Source organism: Victivallis lenta, from assembly GCF_009695545.1.
GTDB lineage: Bacteria > Verrucomicrobiota > Lentisphaeria > Victivallales > Victivallaceae > Victivallis > Victivallis lenta.
The window spans coordinates 60550-83333 of the sequence record NZ_VUNS01000017.1; the positions used below are offsets into that span (position 1 = coordinate 60550).

The window sequence follows — 22784 nt, forward strand, 5'->3', positions numbered from 1 at the left end:
ATGAAGAAAAGCACTGTCATTGCGGCCGCATTTTGTGCCGCCTGTTCGCTTGCCGCTTCCGGCGCGCAGGTTTATAATGTCGACAAACTCGTGTTCAAGCCTTCCGACAACGGCTCCGACACGAAGGTGTTTCAGCCGGTCAGGGTCGACAGCGACCGGATCGAAATCGATTTCACCGATCAGGCCAATGCCGACAACTATCTGCATATCGACCTCGGCAATCTCGATCTGACACCGTATCTGCCGGGCGGTTATCTCGAAGTCGACGCCGAGATCGACACGCCGATCCTGCGGCTCAGTCCGTCGCTGGCCGCCCCGGCCCGTTTCTGGCCGACCCGCCTCTTCGTCGAACAGGAAGCCACGATGAAGCCGGGACGCCGCACCTACCGCTTCTACTTCGATACGCTTCCACCGAAGCGGATCGCCGAAAAGAAGGATCATCTGTATCTGTTCTTCCACGATATCGGCGGAGAGGCGCGCGGCAAGGCGAAGGTCATCGTCCACGGCACGAAGCTTGTGAAGAGCGCGCCGGATTTCCAGAAACAGAAAAGCGACTGCTACCGGGAGCAGTACAACTGGCGCAGCTATCCGGAGCTCGGCAAGTTCTACCGCGGCAAGTACGACCGGCTCGTCCCGGCCGAAGCGGTCGAAAGCAATCCGTTCGTGACCCGCAGCAGCCTGAACGGCAAGTACGAGAAAGCCTATCTGGGCGATATCACCTGGAAATACGACAGGCTTGCCGACGAAAGTTTTGCGCAGCCCGGCGCGAAGCTCGCCGGTTCCACTGAAGTGACCGTCCCCGAAAAACCGGTTGCCGACCAGAAGGGCGGTTACTACGTCTACCGCAGAAACTTCCGTTTCGATCCGAAGGCGGGGGAGGCGGTTTACCTGAAGATCGGCGACCTTGCCGACAGCGCCGAAATCTATTTGAACGGCAAGCGGATCGGCACGCAGTCGAGTGTCCGCAAGCGGCATGAGTGGGTGCTCGAAAACGGCTCGCGCCAGACCAACACCTGGGGAAAGCCGGTCAGGGAGGTCGTCAAGTTCCAGCACTTCGAACGCATGGCCATTCCGTGCCCGTTCAACCCGGCCGATCTGCCCGACGCCGAAGTCATGATGCTGCCGATCTACAACGGCGAATACGCCTGGAACTATGTCTACGACGTGACCGACGCGCTCAAGCCGGGCGAGAACACGCTCGCCGTGCGGCTGTACGGCAATCCGGTCAGGGGATGGTGGATCTACCGCCATACCGAGGACCGCACCTACCGCAACGAATTCGGCATCTTCGGCGATGTCGAGCTGCTGACCGAAGCGCGTCCGGCCTTCGTCCGGGTCGATGCTCCGGCGGCGGGCCGGGTTGATGATAACGGCATGGCCGAACGCACCTTTTCCGGCAAAACGGTTCCCGGTGCGAAGAAGGTCGTGCTTTCCGGCCACGGCCGCAGCGTGGAGCTCCCGCTTGACGCGGAGGGCAACTTCAGGGGGGCGCTGACGCTTCCGGCCGACTTCAACCGCTACGCCTTCACGCTGACCGCTTTCGATGCGGAAAACCGCGCTTTCGACAGCCGCAACGTCGAGCTCAACGGTTCGGTCATCGAGCTGCGCGACGGCAAGCTCTATGTGAACGGCGATCAGTTCGTGATCCGCGGCATCAACTCCGAGACCGGCATCGAGTGGGACAACGACCGCCGCCAGACGCGCCGCCGCTGGCTCAAGATGCTCGGAACCTACAAGCAGCTCGGTTTCAATGCGCTCCGCATCGAGGGCGTGACCGAGCAGCAGCTCAGGGACGCGCTCGACTACGGTTTTCTCGTCATGCCGGTATACGCCTCCGGCTCCTGCAACACGACCGAGGTCGCGCTCGGCAATCTCGTCGCGCCGGATCATGAGTTCAACACCGATGCGCACAAGGAGATGGCGCTTGAGCTCGCCAAGTACCCGAACATCCTGTTCTGGAACTCCGGCAACGAGAACCACCACACCGCCGGATACAACGACAAAGTGCTGATGGACGAGTACCTGACCGCCGCCGAGAAATACCTGCATCTGTACGACCCGAGCCGCCGCCCGGTTACCTACGCGAACCTCGACACCTTCGGAACCAGTTGGTTCTTCACGGCGGGGCAGGGGGTGCTCGGTTACAACAGCTACCGCTTTCCGGACGACTTCCGGAAGATGATGGCCGAAATCTACGAGGAAACGAAGATGCCGCTCGTCTTCTGCGAGTGGGGACTGCTCGAAAACGAGACGAAGGGAACTGCGCTGCGCAAGCAGGACGTCGCCCAGTGGGAGAAAGATATGGGCGCGAAGCTCGATACCATGCGCAACGCCCCCGGCTGCGTCGGCGGCTTCCTTTACGCGCACCACGGCGAGCTTCTCGATGTGAGCGGCCGCGAGTGGCTCCAGAAGGTCATGTCGCCATTCCGGCTGACCCGCGAAGGAGACACGCTGAAGTTTGAAAATCAGGACGTTGCGACGCTGCGCAAGGTGCTGCTCCAGGTCGTTTCCCCCGACAACGTCATCGAGAGCGAATGGCTCGATGAACTCAAGCCGGGGCGGTCGCTCCGCATCGCCTGTCCGGCAGAGAACCGCGATGCGCTGCGGGTCGAGATCAGCTTTGAGACCCACCGCGGGCTCAAACAGAAATACACCCGCATGGTGAACCGGCTGGAAGAAACCAGATAAGAAATACTGCAACAGGAGAATTGTCGACATGAAAAAAATAATCCTCTGCGGACTGCTCACTGCCACCTTGGCGACGGTCGTCGCGGCCGGTGAATTCTACCGGCTTGATCTTGCGGAATTCGCGCCCGGAACCGTTCTGGTCAGAACCGACGCTTCCGGAAAGCCCGTCACGCTGCGTCCGACCTGGGGCATGTGGCCGCGCACACCGGATAAGGCCGGTGCGAAGGTCGTTGAACGCGACGGCGTCAAGGCGCTCGAAATCCAGCCCGGATTCCAGATCAATTCGGCGGAGTGGAGCATGTCCGACAACGATGCGCAGCAGAGCGTCGTCTACTGCCGCTTCCGCTTCCTGCTGCCGGAGCTGGCCGGGAAGGGCATCACGGGTTCGCTGCGTCTCCAGCAGGCCAATAACCGGACCGCCGCCTTCATCGGCTTCGAACCGAAGGGCGCCGCGTTCGACGTGCTGGCCGGCGACGGCGACGGCAAGGGCGGCATCCGCTGGCAGAAAGCCGGGCGGGTCGAACCCGGTGCATGGTTCACCGTCGACGTCAAGCTCGATTTCAACAAGAAGACCTTCGATGTGTCGGTCGACGGCCGCAACTGGGAGACAAACAAGAACTTCCGCCACGCCGCCCAGTGGGTCGGCACCATGTGGGCCGAGAACCTGAAGGACCGCGCCTACCGTTATGATATCGAAGCGGGGGCCGCGCTGCCGGTGCTGGTTTCCGAGGCGGCCTTCAGCTCCGATCCGTTCCCGGCGGTTGAGGCTCGGAAATGAAGCGTGTCGATCTGCTCCGTTTTCTCGAAGAGAGCCCTTTCGCGGATTATCTCGAGACTTGCCGGAACGGCGGTCACTATGAGGAATTTCCGATCGCGTCCGGACTGACCGGATGCGATCCGGGCGGCGTCAACGCGCAGGTGCTTCTCTATCTGGTCTATGCGGAGAAGCTGAAGCTCCGCGGTGTCGTTCCGGGCCGGGCGGCGAAGCTGGCCGTCTGGCTGTCGGGGCTGGTCCGCGAGGACGGCCTCTGCCGGACCGGCGACGGGATCACCGACCATCCCGCCTATGCATCGACCGTCGGGGATGCGCTCGGAACCGCCGTCCGGTACGCCGACGTCATCGGACTGTCGGAACCGGAGCGCGGAACCGTGCTGGCCGCGCTCGTCCGGATGGCGGAGCGCCACCCGCGGCTGCGTTTTCCGGAGGGGGCGCAGGGCAAGACCCAGCAGCTTCGTTTCGAGCTGCGCGTCTACTACTGGATGGCGCTGCTCTCCGGCGATCCGGTCTGGAAAGAGCGGTTCGAAACTTTGCTTGCGAACGGGTTGAGGAACTACGTCACGCCCGCCGCGATCGACGGGCCGCTGATCCAGCCGAGCCTGAATCCGGACTGGACGTGGAACTATGTCGGCGGCGGCGGCCTCACCGACCAGCATTCGACGAATACGCATACGCCCGCCTACTACTGCACCGAGCCGAACGGCTTTATGTTCGTCTACCTGCACGCGCTGCGGAACGACGTATTCGGCCGCCGGCCGGAACTCGATGCATTCTGCCGGAACTATATCGCCGGGCTCCTGCGCAACCTGGGCCGCGGCGGCCATCTCGCCAGCGACCTCGACGGCTACGGCATCCACCGCGCCTGGTACGGCCCGGTGCTGGTCGAGGGGCTGCCGCTCGAATCGGCCGCGCTGGCCGCCGAGCTCGGTGAACCGGTCCTGGCCGGCTACTGCCGCTGGTACGTCGACCGTTACGTCGATTTTGTCAGGAGCCGCCCGACTTATGCCGAAAGCGGTCTGCCCGAGGGCCAGCCGTTCGGGCAGAAGATCAATATCGAGGCGCAGTTTTCGCAGCTTGCATCGGCCCGGTTTTACGCATCCATCGCGCGCGCCCTCGTCGAATTCGGCGAGGTCGACCGGCTGGAGAGCATCGAACCGCCGTTCTTCGGCTCCTATGCGTGGGAGGCGGCCTGGCTCAGAGTCAGCACGCCTGTTTATGAGACCTCGTTCGCGGGGCATACCTGCCTGCGGAACATTCCGGTCGTGCCGCGTTACGGCGACCCGAATCTCGGGACGCTGATCGGCGGCGCGCCGCTGGCGACGCTTTTCTCGGACGGGGAACTGCTGTACGCTGCGAGCTTTCCGGTCTCTTCGCTCTGGCATATTGAGGTTGACGACCACAACGGCCGGCGCTTCGTCAGCTGCTCGACTTCCCCCGAGGACGATTCGGTCCTGACCGTGCGCAGTTCGGAGGGGGATATCCTTTCCGCCGCCGATTTCGATCCGTACGACCCGCCGTGCAACCTGTTCCCCGGACCGGACGGCTGTCTCGAAGCGTGCTGGCAGCGGAACGAACGGCGGAACAAGCTCGAATTCCACGTCCACAACCGTTATTATGCCGACCGTATCGAGCTCGAATTCGGCATGCGGCACATGGCGGGACACTACTGCGACAGAGTGACCTTCGTGCTGCCGGTGCCGCTGCTGAATGCGGAGTTTTCGGCGGACGGCGCGACCTTCCGGCCGCTGGCCGGAATCGATGCGCTTCCGGCCTCGCTCCGCTGGGGCGGCAGGCGGAAGTGCGTCGTCCGCGATATCCGGCTCTCGGAACACGACGGCGACCGGCTGGAGGTCAAAGCCGTGCCGCTGCCCGAAACGCCGGGCAATCCGGGCGGCGTCAACGCATTTTCGCCGCATCCGACGATGCAGTTGCGTTTTGAAGTCACGCCCGGAACCATGACGCGGATGCATCGGCTCCGCTGCACGCTGGTTTTCGAGTGACCGCCGTTTCCGCTCCCGCGGCGTATGCCGCGGGAGCGGAAATGCTTCCGTCTCAGTCGCACCGGCAGGCGCCCGGGAGAGTTCTGCTTCCCGTCCTGAACGTTCCGCGAAATACCCGTACGCATGGAATCATGCATTCCGAAGTCCCGCCGTATTCGAATATCTGCTGAAAAAATTCCTGCTTTTTTCGAATTCTCATTTGGTTCCACTATGGTTTTTCTGTATAATAAAATAAAAGGGTGCGGAAACTAACAGCGCATAATGCGCAATATGTGATGTTTTCGAATTTGATTTTTCATGATTCAACTCCTTTCGGCTTAAGATGATTGTACGCCCTTCGGCAACCGGGTCTCTTCTTTTTCTCCTTTGTTGCGGCCGACTTCCACCGGCCGTTTTGCGGACTTCGCTGTATCGGGCTCATTTGCATTACCGTCCTTCTCGCCTCCCTGCATAAGTTCGTTCAGATCCGTTTCTCGGTGCATTCCGTCTTTTCCGCCATTCGGCGGTGCCGGCCTTTGCCTGTGCATCATTACATATTGCGCATTATGCGGTTGCACTTTACCTTGATCGAGCTTCTAATCGTGATAGCCATCATCGCGATTCTGGCAGCCATGCTGCTGCCGGCGCTGAATCAGGCGCGTTCGAAATCCCGTGACATCAAATGTGCAAGCAACCTGAAGCAGCTCGGAACCTACATGTTCCTGTATCTCGACGGCAATCGGGGGATTTTCCCCGCCGTGAACAACAATTACGGCACAAAATACGTCAAATGGATCGATCTTCTTTTCTGTATCGAAACGGGAGCGTCGGTTTCAGATAACTGTTCCTCCGTACAAATTTCCGGGCCGGGCCAGACTCGCCGTATGCGCGGTCTTTTCGCGTGTCCGTCCGGTGATTCCGCCTGGGATATCATGCAGTTTTCCCGCGGTTACGGATTCAATTTTTCACTTTCCTCGCCTTTCTGGTCAGGAGCGCCGATTCGGAGTCTGCGGAAAATCCGAAGGCCTTCCGGCCGGGCGATGCTGCTCGATATCGACCGGGTCGGAAGCTGGCCGGACCCGGCCGCCAAGTCACGTGGCGATTTGAACAATATTTCCGGAACCGGTTACCGTCATCAGGGCCGCTCCGGTGCGAACGTCTGCTTTGCGGACGGCCACGTGGAGGCGCGACGGTCGCCGGAGATTCCCGAGACGATCGACGATGCGGACAACGGGTACTTCTGGGGAAGTTCCGACGAAAATATGTACCTGGATCGAACCTATTAGAAAAGGACCAAAATGAAACTGTCACGAATCTGCATGATGCTTTTTCTGGTTGCCGCGTGTACAGCCTGTGCGGCGGAGACGCTGAAACCGGCCTGGTCGCCGGGCCGTTACGGAACCATACGCGACGGAATCCTCCGGATCGCGGTTCCGCCCGGGCCGGACCAATCGGCAATGAATTGCTCCGAGGCTGAAATCGATCTTGCGCCTTACCGGGGCAAAGGAGTGTTCACGTTTTCGATCCGGCTGCGCGCCGACGGGGTATCCAAACCCCGCCGGAACTGGAACGGTGTGAAATTCATGTTCCGCTTCCGGGATAAATCCGGTGGGGAATTCTATCGCAATGTGTCCGGTCTTGCCGGTACATTCGACTGGCGGGAGAGCCATTTTATCGCCTCCGTTCCGGAAACAGCCGCCGAAGGTACGCTGATGCTCGGACTGCAGGACAGCTGCGGAACTGTGGAGTTCGATCTGAACAGTCTGCAGCTCAGCCCCGTCTTTCCGAAGCCGGAAAGCAATTACCGAATCGATTATCCCGAACGGGTTGCCAAAACGCCGCCGCTCCGCGGCGTCATGTCCCCGACCCGATCCATCACGGAGGACGACCTTGCGGTGCTGCAGAAGTGGGGAGCGAATCTCGTCCGTTATCAGATCTGCCGCAACTGGGGTAAAAGCGGGACCGAACAGGATCTTGCGGAGTACGACAGTTGGCTGAACGGTAAGCTGGACCATCTGGAGTGGCTGCTCACTCTCGCTCCGAAGTACGGGCTCCGGTTCGTTATCGACTTGCACACGCCTCCGGGCGGACGTGATGCAGGAAAGAACCTGGTTATGTTTTCCGATAAAAAATATGCCGATCACTTTGTGGAAGTGTGGCGGCGCATCGCCGGACGTTTCAAGGGGAATCCATCCGTCTGGGCTTATGATCTTGTCAACGAACCGGTACAGAACGGGCCGGCCAGGTACGATTACTGGAACATCCAGCGCATGGCCGCCGAAGCGGTCCGCCGGATCGACCCGGATACTCCGATCATGATCGAATCAAACGAATGGGATTCACCGTCGGCCTTCGCCTACTTACCGCCGCTCGAGATGGACAACGTGATCTATCAGGTTCATATGTACGTTCCGGGCCAGTTCACGCATCAGTTTGTCCACAATGCCTTCGGCGAACAGGGCAGCAAAAATTTCATCCGTTATCCCGGGAGGACCGGCGGTGAAATGTGGGATAAAGCGATGCTGAAGAAATCCCTGCAGCCCGTGCGCGACTTCCAGCTCCGGCACAACGCCCGGATTTATGTCGGCGAATTTTCCGCCGTCGCCTGGGCGCCGGGCGCGGCCGACTACATCCGCGACTGCATCGAAATCTTCGAGGAGTACGGCTGGGACTGGAGTTATCACGCCTTCCGCGAGTGGGACGGCTGGAGTGTCGAGCACGAGGGGCTTCCCGGCAAGCTCGTTCCCTCCGCCGGCAACGACCGCAAGCAGGTCCTTCTGGAAGCGTTCCGGAAAAAACGCTGACCGTTCCGGTGAGCAGGATCACGGAGCGGCCGTCCGGCGGCGCAGCCGTTCGGCCGCCTCTCCGGCCAGCCTCAGATAAAGATCGGAGGGCGGGGGAGGAGCGAGGAAACGATTCCGGCCGCCGGACGGCGGGACGGAGTCCAGCTTGAAGATCGCCGTGCCTTCGTCCATTTCGTCGAACATGGCGACATAGATCATTCCGGCGCCGCATTTCTCCGCCAGTTCAAGCTGGCGGCGGAAAAATGCGCCGTTTTCGCGCGGGATCAGGTCGAAGCCTTTCCCTTTCAGGTTTCCCCACGAGAAGCCCGGGAAAACGACCGGCAGGAAGCCGATGCCGCGGGAACGGCACCATTCGGCATCCGGCCGCACCGTCTCCCGGTAATAACGTTCCGCTTCCGTGCCGGAAAAACGCCCGACCATCCATGGCGAAACGAGTTCGACCTGTTCCAGAACCGCCCTGACGCGGCCGGCGGCTTCTCCCTTCGCCGTCCGCCAGTGCGAATCGGCCCCGGCCATGACGGAGTATCCGAGCTCATGCGCCAGCGCAACCGCTTTTTCGAAGAACGGAATGGAGCCGGGGCGGTTCGCGAAGAGTCCCCAGACGGCGACCAGCGGGCGCCCGCGGTACCGGAGATAAGCAGGCTCCCCCGCCGTTCCCTCCGCAGCAAAACGGCGGAAATCCCGCTCGAAGACGGTGAACTCCTCGCAGCCGGAGGCGTCGTACATCAAAGCCCAGACCCGGCCGTGCTTCCGGGCCGCACTGCGCACGTTCGCCATGACCGTATCGCTGTTCTCCCGGCCGCCCGGTGTGCGGATCTCCTGCAGGAAACGCTGGAAAAATACGCCGGAGATGCCGTATTCCCGCATCCAGCGGAAGTGACGGTCGACCGTCGCGGAATTCCTCGAGCTGAAGACGAAGGCGGGCGAACCGTCCGGTTTCCGGAGCGGCGTTTCGTACCGCTCCTGCGGCGATGCTTCGCTCATATCCGGCCAGCAGTCGATACCGGCGGAGTCCGCGTCGAACCTGCCGTCCGTGCCGCGGTAATGCCGCCAGCCGCGCCCGGAACCGTCGCCGGGCGTGTTGAACCACCCCTGATAACCGCAGAGCAGCAGCCCTTCCGGAGTGTCGTTCGGGATCGTCTCCGGCGGCCGGGCCTGGAGCGAGGCGCCCAGCAGGAGCAGGGTGAACAGCAGCCGTTTCATTTCAGCGCACCCGGATCACTTTGTCCGGAGCCGCGTTCGTTCCGTTGTAATACTCGGCGTCCACCCGGTCCGCGTATACCTTCAGCAGCAGGTAACCCTCGCTGCCGGCCCGGAAAAAGCGCCTGACTCCGGGGGCGGCCGCCGCGAAAAGCCGTTTGCGGTGTTCGAGCTGCGCGCCGGTCGAGCGTTTCGACTCCGCCAGTTCCGGCGTGTAGTGTCCGGCCCCCTCGAGCACGTTGCGGAACCGCGGTTCGGCGGACCGCATGACGCTGTTTTCGGCCAGTTGCCGGAAGGTCCCGTTCGCGCCTTCGTACTCGATCATCGCCGCCATGTGCAGGTGGCCGCACAGCACGGTTGCATCCGCTTTTTCGAGCATCGCGAAGAGCCGCGCGCGCTGCGCTTCCCGGCCCGGTTTGGCGAACAGGCTCCAGTCGGCGCGGTATTCGAACGGGATGACCGGATAATGGGTCACGACGAAGAGATGGCGGGCTTCGCGGTTTGCAGCGAGCTGCTCTTCAAGCCAGTCGAGTTCGGGTTCCATCGAGTCGAAGAAAATATATGCGTCGCGGTCGTGCCTCACCACGAAATCGGCCCGGCCGACGGGGCGTCCGAGTTCCCGGGACAGAAACGGCAGCAGCGTCTCCCGGTACGATTCCTTCGCTCCCGGGCCGGTGATGTCGTGATTTCCCTTCGTCACGAGAAACGGAACTTTGATTTTCGCCTTGACCTGTTCGATCGCGCCGCGGAACATCCTGTCCTGAAGCTCGCGGCTGCCGCACAGCCCTTCGGTGAAATCTCCGAGCTGGATGACGAACGGCGTTCCGGCGTTCACCTGCCCGGCCACCGCATCGAGCAGCAGAGGGGCGAATTCGGTCGAGGCTTTCGTGTAATTGATGATCTGCGATCTGTCGCGCGGGTATTTTTCCCGGATGAACGCCTCGTCATGCAGTTCCAGGCGGTCGTAGTGAAAGTCTCCGAGCACCGGGACGGAGTAAAGCGGTTCCTCCGCCGCGAGCAGCGCGGCCGCAGAGAGAAGGGCGGCGGACAACAGTTTTTTTATCATGATTCCACTCTTTCAGTAAAGGTAGTTGCAGAAATAGCTGTCTTTGTTGTCCAGCGAGTTCAACGCGGCGAAGGCGACCGACTCGGCGTGGCCGTCGGCGAACACGATATTGGCCCGGCCGCTGTGTCGTGCGGCGGGCTGTTCGGTTCCGGACTTCGGGCCGCCGCCCGACGGCATTTTCCAGTTGCTTCCGGACTGCGGCCCGGTGGTCCAGGTCATCCAGGCGACATAATTCAGCGGCTGCCCGCCAGCGACGTCCACCGGACGCCCGGAGTCGCCGATTGCGGCGGTAATGGACGGCCGGGCGATCCGGCCGACCTTCGTCGAGCCCTGTTTCTCGGCGGAGCCGTTTCTGTACGCATACCGCATGAGCGTGCGGTTCGCGCCGTATCCGCCGCCCCAGTAGGTGCCTTCCATCTCGCCGGGCGTGATGCCGGGACAGCGCCAGACTCCCTTTTCGGGGCTGATCCGGTCATCGGGGTCCTTGTAGACCGATTCCGGAGCGATATATCCGGACAGCGCCTGATGCCACGGATTCGTGAACTTCATCGGGTTGCTGCCGGGATTCCCGTCGCTGAAATTCGGCAGGAAATCCCCGTTGTCATTCGTGTACATCGAAAGCGCCAGCCCGATCTGCTTCGCATTGCTGAGGCAGGCGGACGCCTGTCCCCTGGCCCTCGCTTTGCCGAGGGCGGGCAGCAGCATCCCCGCCAGAATCGCGATGATCGCAATGACGACGAGGAGCTCTATCAACGTGAAATTCTTCTTCATGCCATTCCTCCGATTGATTCCCGGAACCCATTCCCGGGAATTCTGGTTTGAATGGCTGATAAAATAGCTCCGGTCTATTCAGCGCCGGCTAGGGGAATATTCAATTTCGATAAGATCGCATCCCGGCACTTCAGGTAGTAGTCGAGGTCGTACGGAGTATGGCCGAGCAGGTAGTGGCTGCATTTCCATTCGCCGTTCACCTCCCATTCGAGCAGGTGCATCCGGTGTTTTCCGGATGAAACCCGGATGGCGCCGAGTCCGGTGCAGCAGTTTGCGCCGCATTCGTAGCGGCCCGCGGCGATCTCCTCCCCGGTCAGCAGGTCGCTCACCCGGTAACGGCCCGCGGCCGGCCCGGGCAGGTTGTTGTCGAGCCGCAGCTCGCAGTGCCACGAGGCGGGCTCCCCCATCATCAGCAGCACCGGCTGCTGGACGTTACGGATATAGTAATAGGCGAGCTTTTTCTCATAATAGTAATCGACCACCGCATCCGAAATCTGCGGCCAGCAGTCGATGACGTTCCACCAGAGAATGCCGGTCTTGTTCCATTTGCGGAACCGGAAGTTCTCGATGAAGAACTTGACCGCTTCGGCCTGTACGGCCTGCGATGCGGCGACGAGCTTATCGAGCTCCCGGGGCACGCTGCCGAATGTGTTTTCGACCTGGTCAAGCAGCAGCTTGATCCGGTACGCATAGGGGCCGGACGGGTCTCCGTACGGCTGCGCGGCGTGAATCAGGTATTCCGGATCGTCCGTTTTCGGGAACAGGTGGTCCGGAGACAGGAATTTTTTCAGGCTTTCGACGCACGGCATGCCGTGATAACCGGTTTCGCTCGCGAACCGCGCCGTGTTCAACCGGTAGAAGTCGCCCTTGTATTCGTCGCGCGGTCCCCAGAGATGCTGTTCCGGCGCGTTGCCGGTGTTGCCGAGCCGCACGGCCGAATCGGTCAGGTACGGGGAGCTCGGCAGGTAGTCCCGGTCCGGATCGTTGGCGAGCACGGCGCGTTTCAGCACTTCGCGCGTGATCCGGTTTGCGGAGGGGAATCTCTCGCCGCCGCCGGACCAGAGCGCGGCTTCGTCGCACTCGTTGTCGCCGCACCAGAGCGCGAGCGACGGGTGATTGCGCAGTTTCCGGATGACCGCCGTCGCCTCAGCTTCGATTCTCCGGGCGAAATCGTCGTCCTGCGGCGGAAGCTGGCAGGCCAGCATGAAATCCTGCCAGACCAGCATGCCGTGCTCGTCGCAGTAGTCGAAAAAGTCGTGATCCTCGTAGACGCCGCCGCCCCAGCAGCGGACCATGTTGCAGCCGAGGTCCGCGAAGAGTTCGAGGCCCCTGCGGATGCGGTCGCGCGCCTCGCCGTGCATCGCCTCGGCCGGAACCCAGTTCGAGCCGTGGACGAACAGCGGCTCGCCGTTCAGCAGGAAGCGGAACTCTCCGTCGCCGCCCGGGGACAGCGATTCGGTCCGGTCGAGCCGGACGGTGCGGATTCCGGTGCGGAAGCGCCGGACAGCGACCGTTTCCCCGTCATGCAGCAGTTCAAGCGTCACGTCGTAAAGCGCCGGATCGCCGTGGCCGCGCACGTTCCAGAGATGCGGATCGGCGATTTCGAACGCGGTCCGGCCGCTGGTGAAATCGATGCGGAACTGCTTCTCGAACCGGCTCTCTCCATGTTTCATCACAAGGCGCGCCCCGAAGCCGGTCAGCCGTTCCGCGGCGGTCTCGAAGTTCCAGTCCAGCACAAGCTTTGCCAATTGTTTCGACGCATGGGTCGTGTAGAGCAGCACGCCGGTCCAGCGGTCGGCCGGGACCTGTTCGAGGAACACGCCGCGCCAGAGGCCGCCGCCCACGATGCGCGGCGCGATGTCCCAGCCGTAGGAGTGGCCGGCCTTGCGCAGGTAGAGCCCCTCATAATTGTAGGCCAGCGTGAAGGTGTCCGGCGTGCGGTGGAATTTCCGCGCCGCGTTGACTGCGCTGCGGATGAGGACCGCAAGGCGGTTCTCCGTCCCGGCGGCGGCCCGGCCGGTCACGTCGAACCGGTGTTCGATGAACATGTTGTCGAGTTCGCCGAGCAGGTCGCCGTTCAACCGTACCTCGCCGACCGTGTCGGCGCCTTCGAGCACAAGTTCGAGCCGTTCGCCCGGCTCCGTCTCCGGCGCGCGGAAGCCGGTCCGGTACTCGAAGTCGACGAACTCCCAGATCCGCAGCCCGGCGGAATTGAGTCCGAAATATGGGTCCGGCACGACTCCGGCCCGGTGCAGGTCCGCGATCACATTGCCCGGAACCTGCGCCGGAATCGTCATCGTCTCCCCGGACTCCGGGTGTGTGAAAGTGAGGGTCCAACCCCGTTCCAGTACCTGTCTCATCGCCGCCTCCGCCTGTTGCAAATGGTCGTGTTTTTATTTTGCGCAAAATATCGTCTTTCCATAGTATATCCCGGCAAAACCGTTAATCAAGCCGGGAACGGAACTTTTAAACGATTATTTTGCGCAAAATAATTGCAATGCGGCATTCCGGGTCTATTGTATGGCATGGCAAGAAAGATAAAACCGGTCAGCATCTCGAGCATTGCGGCGGAACTCGGCGTTTCGCCGTCGGCGGTTTCGCGTGCGATCAACAACCGTGCCGGCGTGAGTGAAGAGACGCGGCGGCGGGTCGGCGTCCTGCTCGAAAAATACCGCTTCCGCCCGGCCTATCCGGCGAGCCGGCTGCCGCGGGTGGCGGTGGTGACCGGCAGCGCGCACCTCGCCCCTTATTCGGCCTCGGTGCTCTCCGGCATCTGCCGTTATGTCTGCGGCGGGACGATTTCGGCCGCGGCGCTCGTCGTTCCCGAGAGCGGACGCGGCAGGCTGCTCGACCTTGTTCGTGATCAGCAGTGTTCGGCCGTCATCCTGATTGTACCGGCCTGCTTTGCGGCCGATTTCCCGGTTCTTTCGGCTTCCGGACTTCCGGTCATGCTGGTTGACGAGACGGTCGTCTTTCCGGGATCGGGCTACATCGACAACGATTCACGCACGGGTTCGCTTGAGGCGGCCCGCTACCTGATCGGTCTCGGCCACCGCCGGATCGGCTATATCGTCAGCCGTTCCGCCACCTCGAATCACCGCGAACGGTTCGACGCTTACCGGGAGGCGCTGGCCGAAGCCGGCATCGGTTTCGACCCCGCGCTGGCGGTTTCCGGCATCGAGGGCGGCGGAGAAATGGAGTTCGGCTTCCGGGCCATGCGGAAACTGCTGTCGCGCGGAAAGCCGTTCACCGCATTGATGGCCACCAACGATGAGATCGCGCTCGGCGCCATCTCCGCCGCGCGGGAGGCGGGGCTCCGGATTCCCGCGGATTTGTCGGTCATCGGTTTCGACGACAACGCTTTTTCGGCTTTCATCGATCCGCCGCTCACCACCGTCCGCCACGATGCGGAACAGGCCGGATTCCTCGCCGCGCGGGCCGTGGACGAGTATCTGCAGTCCGGCAAGCCGCTCCCCCGCGAAATCCTGCCGACCCGGCTGGTCGTCCGCAGCTCCTGCAGAGCGCCGCGGCAGGGGAGGGAGTAACCGAACTGGCCGGTCCCGGCATCGGCGGTTCCCGCATTTTTTCATATCGGGCTGCGGGGCTGCCGGGACTTTTCTGCGGGCAGGTGCTGCTGCGGCGGCCGGAATCAATACGGCCGCCGCCGGATCGTCCGCTATTTCGTCTTGTCCCAGGCGGGTTTTTTGCCGAAAATCCGTTTCAGGTCGCCGCCCGGCACTTTCGGCGTGCGGTCGTAGCAGTAGACGCCGTTTTCCTCCTGTTCCACATCGGTCAGCTGCGTGTAGCAGTAACCGGCGATGCCGGGATCGGCGATCATGACATCCACCTGTTCCTCGATTTTCGCGCAGAGTTCCTCCGGCGTCTTGAGGTCGAGTCCGTGATAGCCCCATCCGGCCTGCGCCGTTTTCCGGTGCGATTCGGGGATGAACTTGAAGCCGCCCCACTCGTCGACGATGTACGGCTGCCCGGTGTAGGCGCATTCGTGTTTCGGAGCGTGGGTCATGACTTCCGAATCGGCCGGGCGCAGCGCGGCCTTCAGCTCCGCGGCGGTCGCCCGGTACGGGTGGACGGTCCAGAGATCGGTCTTGGCATGGATATAGCCGCTCGAATCGTTGACCGGCCGGGTCGGATCGAAACATTTCGTGCGGTCGTAGATGTTCCGCACGAAGGTGCGGTAGCGTTCGAGCGTCGCCTGGTCGGGGTAGGCGATGGCCAGCGTTTCCGGCGACGGGTGCGCCGATTCGTTGAGCGGGCTCCAGGCGACGATGGACGGGTGGTTCACATCGCGGGAGATGACCTCAAGCCACTCTTCGAGGTAGCGGTAGCGCGCTTCCGGGAGGTGCCAGTCCAGCCCCCAGCTCGGATATTCGCCCCAGGTCAGGTAGCCGAGCTTGTCCGCCCAGTAGAAGTAGCGTTCTTCGAACACCTTCTGGTGCAGGCGCGCGCCGTTGAAGCCGGCTTCGAGCGAGAGCTCGATATCCCGCTTCAGGGCCGCGTCGGAGGGGGCAGTCCAGATTCCGTCCGGATAGAAGCCCTGGTCGAGCACGAGCCGCTGGAACACCGGTTCGTTGTTCAGGTACACCATGTTTCCTTCGATATGGACCTTCCGGAGCCCCGCATAGCTCTCGACCCGGTCGATCAGTCCGCCGTTTTCATTCCGCACTTCAAAGACGAAATCGTACAGGAACGGGTCAGAGGGACACCAGAGGCGCGGCGACGGCACCGGGACGGTGACCGGCACTCCGGTTGCGGCCGGAACCGTCACCCGGGTCAGCTCCCTGCCTTCCGCCGAAAGAATGGCAGTGAAGGTGAAGCCGCGCCGGTCGAGCCGGAAGCGCGGCTCGAGCGCAAAGACTCCCGCATCGGCGCCCGGCGTGATCCGGCACGACGCCAGCGCGGCCGGATCGACCGCTTCGAGCCATACCGTCTGCCAGATGCCGGTCACCCGCGTGTAGTGGCAGCCGGCCGAATACGGGCCGTACGACTGCTTGCCGCCGCCCTGGCAGCCCGAGCGCAGTTCGTCCAGTGCGTGAACCACGACGGTCTGTTCGACGCCGGGCCTGGCGAACGCGGTGATGTCGAAGGTGAAGCTCGCCGAACCGCCCTGATGCCGTCCGGCCTCCCGGCCGTCGATCCAGACGGTTGCCGCATAGTCGACTGCGCCGAAATGCAGCAGGACGGTTTTCCCGGCCCATTCCGCGGGGATGGTGAAGCGCCGCGCATAGAAAATCGACTCGATGAAGTCGGTGTAACCGATGCCGGAGAGCGTGCTCTCCGGGCAGAACGGCACGAGAATGGTGCGGTCGTACGCATCGGTTTTCTCCTGCCAGCTCCGTTCGACGCCGGTTTTGCCGAAGTCGAACCGGCAACGCCATTCGCCGTTCAAATTGAGCCAGGAATCCTCCCGGCGGAACTGCATCCGGGGGTATTCGGGACGCGGAATGGAACTCATAGCACTCGGGCCTCCTGTATTAAAATCGTTTCCTGCCGAAATAATTCCACGATGTCATGAATCAATATACTCCCGCAAATGATTTTGTGAATGTGAAAAATCGTCAATTCGATGCGTAAAATTGCTTTTCTCGCGATATTTTCATGGCTTGGGCTCTCCTTGCGGCATCCGGCGGCGGGATTCGCGGTAACGGCCGGGCGTAATGCCGGTCTCGCGCTTGAAGGCGAGCGACAGCGCCATGTCGGAGCCGTACCCCGTCTGGCGCGCAACCTCGGCGAGCGGCAGCTCTGTTCCGTCGAGCAGATGCCGGATCTGGTTCATGCGGATCTCCTGCAGAAAGCGGCGCGGACTTTTGCCGAACTGCCGCTGGAACAGCCGGGTGAGCAGTCCGCGCGAGACGCCTGCGACCCGCACGGCATCCTCGACGCTGATGAAATTCATATAATTCTGGAGAAAGAAGCCGACCGCCTTCGCCAGCCGGATGTCCGCCACGGCAAGCGTGTCGGTGCTGCGGCGCGAGATGATCGAAGAAGGCGTTGCGTAGATCGGCGTCTCCGGCACGGCTTCTCCATCCATCATCCGGGCCAGCAGTTCGACCAGTTTGCGGCCGAGTTCCGGAAATTCGCCGCTGATGTAGGACGTCGGCACGAATGCGTTTTCCGTCACGCTCCAGTCATCGGTGTTGCTGAGTACGGCGACCTCCTCCGGGACCCGCAGCCCGGCGTCGTGCAGGACGCGGTAAATGATCGGCAGTACGCTGCTTGAAGAGAGGATGAATGCGAACGGCCGGGGAATTTCCATGAAAAAACGCTGCAGCAGCTTCCGCCGTTTGCGGTAGTCGTTCCAGTCGGCTTTCGGCAGCTCTTCTTCCCAGAGACAGCAGCGGAACTGCAGTCCGCGCGACTCCAGTACGCGCCGTACGGCCTCCAGCACGTCGCGCGGCTTGCCGTCGAGGTCTTCCTGTAAAATTCGCGGCACGGCGGTGGCGAACCTGGTGAAGCCTTTGTTCATGAAATAATCGACGATCATCTCCGCGATCCGCATCGTATCGGGCCGGATTGTCCGGATGTTTCCGCGCGGCGGCAGCAGCCGCGATACGGCGGGAGTCGATTGAAAGCGTTCGATCGGAGCAAAATCCGGAAGTTCGAGATAGTCCGATATGATCCCGTCGCCGGACCAGCGGTCAGGGACCTGCCGCCCGCAGCGTTCGATCTGCCAGTCGTGCTTCCGGCCGTATTCGTAAATCCGCTTCAGAAGTTCCTCGTTCGGCTCCATCAGGGCGCAGAGAATATTTTTCACCGGCGGTCTCCCTTCTGCCGGCGATTTCTCCGGCCCGCACCGTTTAATATATTGAAGATCCGGAAGGATATCAAGTGTGCCGGCAGGAAATTTTACCGTTTTCGGAACAAATAATATACCTTATCGATAAATCAATATATTGACTAATTTATACTGATCCGGTATAATTAAACATGGATACTCAGAGAACCCCGAATCAAAAAGGAGTCATTAGTGATGAGACGGAATTCATTTACCCTGATCGAGCTGCTGGTCGTAATTGCGATCATCGCAATCCTCGCATCCATGCTGTTGCCCGCTCTGAACCGTGCACGGGACCGGGCCCGCGCAACCTCCTGCAAGTCAAATATAAAGCAGATTATGCTCGGTACGGTCTTTTATGCGAACGACAACAGCGGATATATGATCCACCGGGACGGAAGCGGCCAGGAACGGGTCATCATTCAAGGGCGACTGCGGGACGGCGGCTATATGCGGGATGCAAAAGCATGGATCTGTCCGGCCAATATCAAACCGTTCAATCTTGACTGGAATGGAGTCCCCGCCGACTGGCGCAAGTGGGAATTCAGTTACGCTGTCAACAATTACCTGACGATTCCGGAAACGACGAATTTCGCGCACGGCGGGCGGAAGCCTCCCTACAAGCTCGACCGGCTTTTCTTTCCATCGAAGCAGATTGTCTGGACCGACGGCAACAGCCAGTCGTTCTGGTGGGTAACCTCCGACATCAGCGGCGACCAGCCCGGCGAATACAATGTCAGCCCCTCCGGGAAAGTCACCGTCATCAGTTTCCGCCACCCCGGGATGAGCAGCAACATCGCCTTCGCGGACGGCCATGTCGGAGAACACCGCTATCTGCCCGGCACCCCCGGCTGGTGGGAGCTGATCCAGCCCTTCAACCCGAACAAAGCCAATTTCTGACGGAGTCCTCCTCATGCGCTTCTTCTTCTGCCTTGCCGCTGCGCTCGCGGCGATTTCCCTTTCATCTCTGCTTGCCGCGGCGGATTTCAGCCTCGGACTCGACGCCCCCTTCACCGAACACAGCACGACACGCGAACGGCAGTGCCTGAACGGGCTCTGGCGTTTCCGTCCGCTTTCCCCGGACGAGAAGCTCTCCGACGCGCCGCCCGCAGCCGGAACCGGCTGGGGCTACTTCAAGGTTCCCGGCGTCTGGCCGCAGGGCGGCGGCCGGACCAATTCATTTCAGCCGCTGCTGCCGCCGGAGATGATGAAAAATGCGGCCAGCTGGCACACAGCCTGGTACCGCCGCAGTTTCACTGTTCCCGCCGGCGCACAGGGGAAACAGGTCCTGCTCGATATCGAGCAGCTCCAGACGAGGGCGACAGTCTATGTCGACGGGAAAAAAGCCGGGGAGATCGTTTTTCCGGGCGGAAAACTCGAACTGACGCCATACGTCGCACCCGGCAATGAGCAGACGCTCGAAATCCGGCTCAGCGCCGTGCCGCTTGCGGAAGAGCATTATGTCGTGATGGACGGCAACAACGTGACGAAGGTCGCGGCCAAGGTCAAAAACAAGGGAATCACAGGCGATGTGTTCCTCGAAACCGTTCCCGCCGCCCGTATCGACGGCACGCACTTCATCACGAGCGTTCGCAGCAGAAGCATCACTTTCGCGAGCGAATACGCGGGGCTCGTCCCGGGGCGCACCTACACGGTCAGGGCCGAGATCTTCGACCGCGACGGGAAAGCGGTCCGGAGCTTCGACAGCCCGCCGTTCACGGCGAAGGAGCTGAAGGGAGGACGCTTCGCATTCACCGCCGCATGGCCCGATCCGCAGCTCTGGGACCTCGACACTCCGCAGAATCTCTACACGGCGAAGCTCACGTTGCGTTCCGGCGGGGAAACCGTCGATGAGACGCTCCCCGAACGGTTCGGCTTCCGCGAATTCGGCATCGACGGGCAGAACTACATGCTGAACGGCTCGGTCATCCACCTGCGCGCCTACCACCTGCCGAATTACAGCGCATTCTGGATGCCCGACAAGGCGTCGAAAGAGAGCGCGCTTGAAGCGTACCGGCGCCTGCGCGAGCTCGGCTTCAACTTCTCGATCAGCCGCAACTACAACTTCGCGGAGGGCGAAACGAATTATCTGCGCGGCAGCTTCGAAGCCGCGGATGAATCCGGCCACCTGCACAGCGTTTCGCTGCCGCATCCGTGGCAGTTCGGCGACCTGACCGTAAAGGAGAACGCCGACCGTTTTGAAGCGATGGCCGGATATCTGATCCGCAAATACCGCAACCATCCGTCGATCATCCTCTGGGTTACGAATCACAACCACGGCGGCGCGTGGGGCGATCAGAATCCGCTGCGTCTCGGCGGCGAATACAAGCGTGCGGACAGTGAAGGCGAAGTCAGGATGAAGGAGCCGAGCCGCCGCAACTTCCTCGCGGCGCAGGAACGGGTTGCGAAACTCGACCCCACCCGTCCGGTCTACAGCCATGCCTCCGGCAGTCTCGGCGGCCACTATTCGCTGAACTGCTATTTGAACTGGGCACCGGCACAGGAGCGCAGCGACTGGCTCGAAACATTCTGTGCAAAAGGAAAATATCCGCTCTCATTCGTCGAATGGGGGCTTCCGCACATCGCGTCGTTTTCGAGCTACCGCTGGCCGAAGTTCATCTGGGCCGCGAACGACGTCATGACGGTCTGGGACGCGGAATACGCGGCGGACCTCTACGGCGATTCCGCTGCGGAGTGGACACCGGAACGCGAAAAGCTGCTCGATAAGCTTGTCGCGCTCGGCGACAGACCGACAAGCTGGCATACGCTCTCTTCCATTGCGGGGCGGCTGCCGGGCGTGATCCGGCTGCAGGCCGACTATTTCCGCGACAACCTCCCGGCAATGCGAGCGTGGAACATCGGGCTTCTGCTGCCGTGGGACGATTACGCGTTTTACGCCCCGAATCCCGGCACGTTCGGCGCGGTGGAAAATCCCGGCCGGCTGGAGCGGCTGAACCGTCCCGGCCTCGTTCCCGACTTTTTCAACTGGGGCGACTATATTCTCACCGCCCACAAAGGGCAATTCCGCCTGAGCCCGCTCGGTGAAGCCATCAAAGAGTGGAATCAGCCGCTTATCGCCTGGATTGGCGGGGGAAAAAGTTTCACGACAAAGGAGCATGTCTATCTCCCCGGCGAAACAGTCGAAAAGCAGCTTGTGATCCTGAACGACACCCGAAAGCCGGCCGAATGCTCCTATGAGCTGTGGATCCGCAAGGTCAATGCTCCCGCCATCCGCGGTAAAGTCACTATCGGGCCGGGACGGAAAGCCGTTATTCCTGTGAAAACTTTCCTGCCCGCTTCACTCGCCCCGGGCTCATATGAACTTGCTGCAAATTTCCGTTTCGACAACGGCGAACGCCGCCGCCACGCGTTTCGAATCGATGTGATGTCGCCGCTCCCTCCATCTCCCGCCGCCGCACAGCCGGTCGCGCTGTACGATCCGAAAGGGATGACCGCAAAACTGCTCGATGAGCTGAAAATCCCGTATCGCCGGATCTCGCGCTCCACGAGCCTGAAAGGAGTCAAAACCCTTGTGATCGGACGCGAAGCGCTCACAGCGGCAGAGCCGCTGCCGAACCTCGATGCGGTCCGCGACGGGCTCAACGTACTGGTTTTCGAACAGCCGACGGCGGTACTTGAACGCCTCGGGTTCCGTTACAACGAATACGGGTTGCGGCGGCTCTTCCCGCGCGATGCCGCGCATCCGGCGCTCGCGGGACTTCCGGGGGAACTGCTCGCAGACTGGCGTGGCGAAGCGACGCTGCTCGCCCCATACCTCGACTACGACCAGTTTTTCTGTCCGGAGTGGCAATGGTGCGGCTTCAAAAATACCCGGGTCTGGCGTTGCCGCAACCGTGGGACCGTCGCGCAGGCCCTGATCGAGAAACCCTCCATCGGCAACTTCACGCCGCTCGCGGACGGCGGCTTTGCGCTGCAGTATGCGCCGTTGCTCGAATACAAGGAAGGCAGGGGGCGCATTCTTTTCTGCCAGGTGGAGGTAACCGGCCGCACCGAACCGGAGCCCGCTGCAAAGCGCCTCGCGGCGAACCTGCTTGACTATATCCGCCGGGCAGAGATACCGCACTACCGTTCATTCCGGATCATCGCGGGGCCGGAATTCCAGGCTTTTCTCTCATCGCTGAAACTCGAAGGTGAGCAGCCCGACGCGGATGTTATCGTCGCGGGCCCCGGTGCAAAGTCGTATCCCGACCTCACCGGCTCTGTTGAATCCGGAAAGACCGTGCTTGCATTCGGACTCTCTGAAGCGGAGCTTGGGCAATTGTTGCCGCAACTGGACATCGCAACGGCGAAGAACCGCCCGTCACAGATGGCCGATCTTTCCGCCCCCGAGCTGCGCGGGATCTCGAACCTCGACACTGCGTTCCAGACCCGCCTCGACTACGCGACGGTCGACGGCAGGGAACTCACGGTCAAAAAAATCGGCAAAGGAACGGCGGTTATTGTGGGAGTGATTCCCTCGATGCTGAACCCGGAAGAATTTTTCCGGCTGCGCTCCAGCTTTCGGAGGCGCACGTTCCTCGTATCACAAATCCTGCGGAACGCCGGAATCGCTTCCGGTTCTGCGCTGCTCGAGCGTTTCAGCTCCCAACCGGTAAAAGATCCCTGGCTCGGCAGCTATTATCTGCAGAATCCGATCGCCGGAGATGACCCGTACCGTTATTATCATTGGTAAGCTGACAAAATC

Annotated in this window: 15 protein-coding genes; 8 read left to right on the top strand and 7 right to left on the bottom strand. The window is 61.6% G+C overall.

Annotation, left to right across the window (positions count from 1 at the left end; all coding sequences use genetic code 11):
• From FYJ85_RS14790 to FYJ85_RS14800, 3 genes are read left to right on the top strand one after another with little or no spacing between them, the layout of a single operon-like run.
• Complete coding sequence (locus tag FYJ85_RS14790; RefSeq protein ID WP_154419349.1) at positions 1-2688, top strand: glycoside hydrolase family 2 TIM barrel-domain containing protein; 2688 nt, start codon at positions 1-3, stop codon at positions 2686-2688.
• A 28-nt stretch (positions 2689-2716) separates the two neighbouring features.
• The gene (locus FYJ85_RS14795; RefSeq protein ID WP_154419350.1) at positions 2717-3466 is read left to right on the top strand and encodes a hypothetical protein; all 750 of its coding nucleotides are present in this window, start codon (positions 2717-2719) and stop codon (positions 3464-3466) included.
• Positions 3463-5466 (top strand): hypothetical protein, encoded by a 2004-nt coding sequence (locus tag FYJ85_RS14800; protein ID WP_154419351.1) that lies wholly within the window; start codon positions 3463-3465, stop codon positions 5464-5466. Before FYJ85_RS14795 ends, FYJ85_RS14800 begins: the two co-directional genes overlap by 4 nt.
• 317 nt (positions 5467-5783) lie before the next feature.
• On the opposite strand, the gene FYJ85_RS14805 is transcribed toward FYJ85_RS14800, so the two are convergent.
• Complete coding sequence (locus FYJ85_RS14805) at positions 5784-5948, bottom strand: hypothetical protein (protein ID WP_154419352.1); 165 nt, start codon at positions 5946-5948, stop codon at positions 5784-5786.
• A gap of 63 nt (positions 5949-6011) precedes the next feature.
• On the opposite strand from FYJ85_RS14805, the gene FYJ85_RS23205 reads away from it, so the two are divergent.
• Together FYJ85_RS23205 and FYJ85_RS14815 are read left to right on the top strand one after the other, a co-directional pair.
• Positions 6012-6731 carry a prepilin-type N-terminal cleavage/methylation domain-containing protein gene (locus FYJ85_RS23205; protein WP_235903208.1) on the top strand — a complete coding sequence of 240 codons (720 nt, stop codon included), beginning with the start codon at positions 6012-6014 and terminating at the stop codon, positions 6729-6731.
• 12 nt (positions 6732-6743) lie between these two features.
• Positions 6744-8249 (top strand): glycoside hydrolase family 5 protein, encoded by a 1506-nt coding sequence (locus tag FYJ85_RS14815; RefSeq protein ID WP_154419353.1) that lies wholly within the window; start codon positions 6744-6746, stop codon positions 8247-8249.
• An 18-nt stretch (positions 8250-8267) separates the two neighbouring features.
• Here the strand turns inward: FYJ85_RS14815 and FYJ85_RS14820 are convergent, their stop codons facing one another.
• The 4 genes from FYJ85_RS14820 to FYJ85_RS14835 all read right to left on the bottom strand — a co-directional run bounded on the left by FYJ85_RS14820 (position 8268) and on the right by FYJ85_RS14835 (position 13646).
• Positions 8268-9452: a glycoside hydrolase family 99 protein gene (locus FYJ85_RS14820; protein WP_154419354.1), complete on the bottom strand. Its 1185-nt coding sequence runs from the start codon at positions 9450-9452 to the stop codon at positions 8268-8270.
• A gap of 1 nt (position 9453) precedes the next feature.
• Positions 9454-10515: a metallophosphoesterase family protein gene (locus tag FYJ85_RS14825; RefSeq protein WP_154419355.1), complete on the bottom strand. Its 1062-nt coding sequence runs from the start codon at positions 10513-10515 to the stop codon at positions 9454-9456.
• A 12-nt stretch (positions 10516-10527) separates the two neighbouring features.
• The gene (locus tag FYJ85_RS14830) at positions 10528-11286 is read right to left on the bottom strand and encodes a prepilin-type N-terminal cleavage/methylation domain-containing protein (RefSeq protein WP_106054693.1); all 759 of its coding nucleotides are present in this window, start codon (positions 11284-11286) and stop codon (positions 10528-10530) included.
• A 74-nt stretch (positions 11287-11360) separates the two neighbouring features.
• Positions 11361-13646: a glycoside hydrolase family 2 protein gene (locus FYJ85_RS14835; RefSeq protein WP_154419356.1), complete on the bottom strand. Its 2286-nt coding sequence runs from the start codon at positions 13644-13646 to the stop codon at positions 11361-11363.
• Between the two features lie 165 nt (positions 13647-13811).
• Here FYJ85_RS14835 and FYJ85_RS14840 point away from each other — a divergent pair, with 165 nt between their 5' ends.
• Complete coding sequence (locus tag FYJ85_RS14840) at positions 13812-14831, top strand: LacI family DNA-binding transcriptional regulator (protein ID WP_154419357.1); 1020 nt, start codon at positions 13812-13814, stop codon at positions 14829-14831.
• A gap of 131 nt (positions 14832-14962) precedes the next feature.
• Here FYJ85_RS14840 and FYJ85_RS14845 read toward each other — a convergent pair whose 3' ends face one another.
• A complete protein-coding gene (locus tag FYJ85_RS14845; RefSeq protein WP_154419358.1) occupies positions 14963-16759 on the bottom strand; it encodes a glycoside hydrolase family 2 protein in 1797 nt (598 codons plus the stop codon).
• Positions 16760-16900: 141 nt separating this feature from the next.
• Complete coding sequence (locus FYJ85_RS14850) at positions 16901-18058, bottom strand: substrate-binding domain-containing protein (RefSeq protein ID WP_154419359.1); 1158 nt, start codon at positions 18056-18058, stop codon at positions 16901-16903.
• A 216-nt stretch (positions 18059-18274) separates the two neighbouring features.
• On the opposite strand from FYJ85_RS14850, the gene FYJ85_RS14855 reads away from it, so the two are divergent.
• Both FYJ85_RS14855 and FYJ85_RS14860 read left to right on the top strand, forming a co-directional pair.
• Positions 18275-18979 carry a type II secretion system protein gene (locus tag FYJ85_RS14855; protein ID WP_106055775.1) on the top strand — a complete coding sequence of 235 codons (705 nt, stop codon included), beginning with the start codon at positions 18275-18277 and terminating at the stop codon, positions 18977-18979.
• A gap of 13 nt (positions 18980-18992) precedes the next feature.
• Positions 18993-22772: a glycoside hydrolase family 2 protein gene (locus FYJ85_RS14860; RefSeq protein WP_154419360.1), complete on the top strand. Its 3780-nt coding sequence runs from the start codon at positions 18993-18995 to the stop codon at positions 22770-22772.
• The last annotated feature ends 12 nt before the right edge of the window (positions 22773-22784 follow it).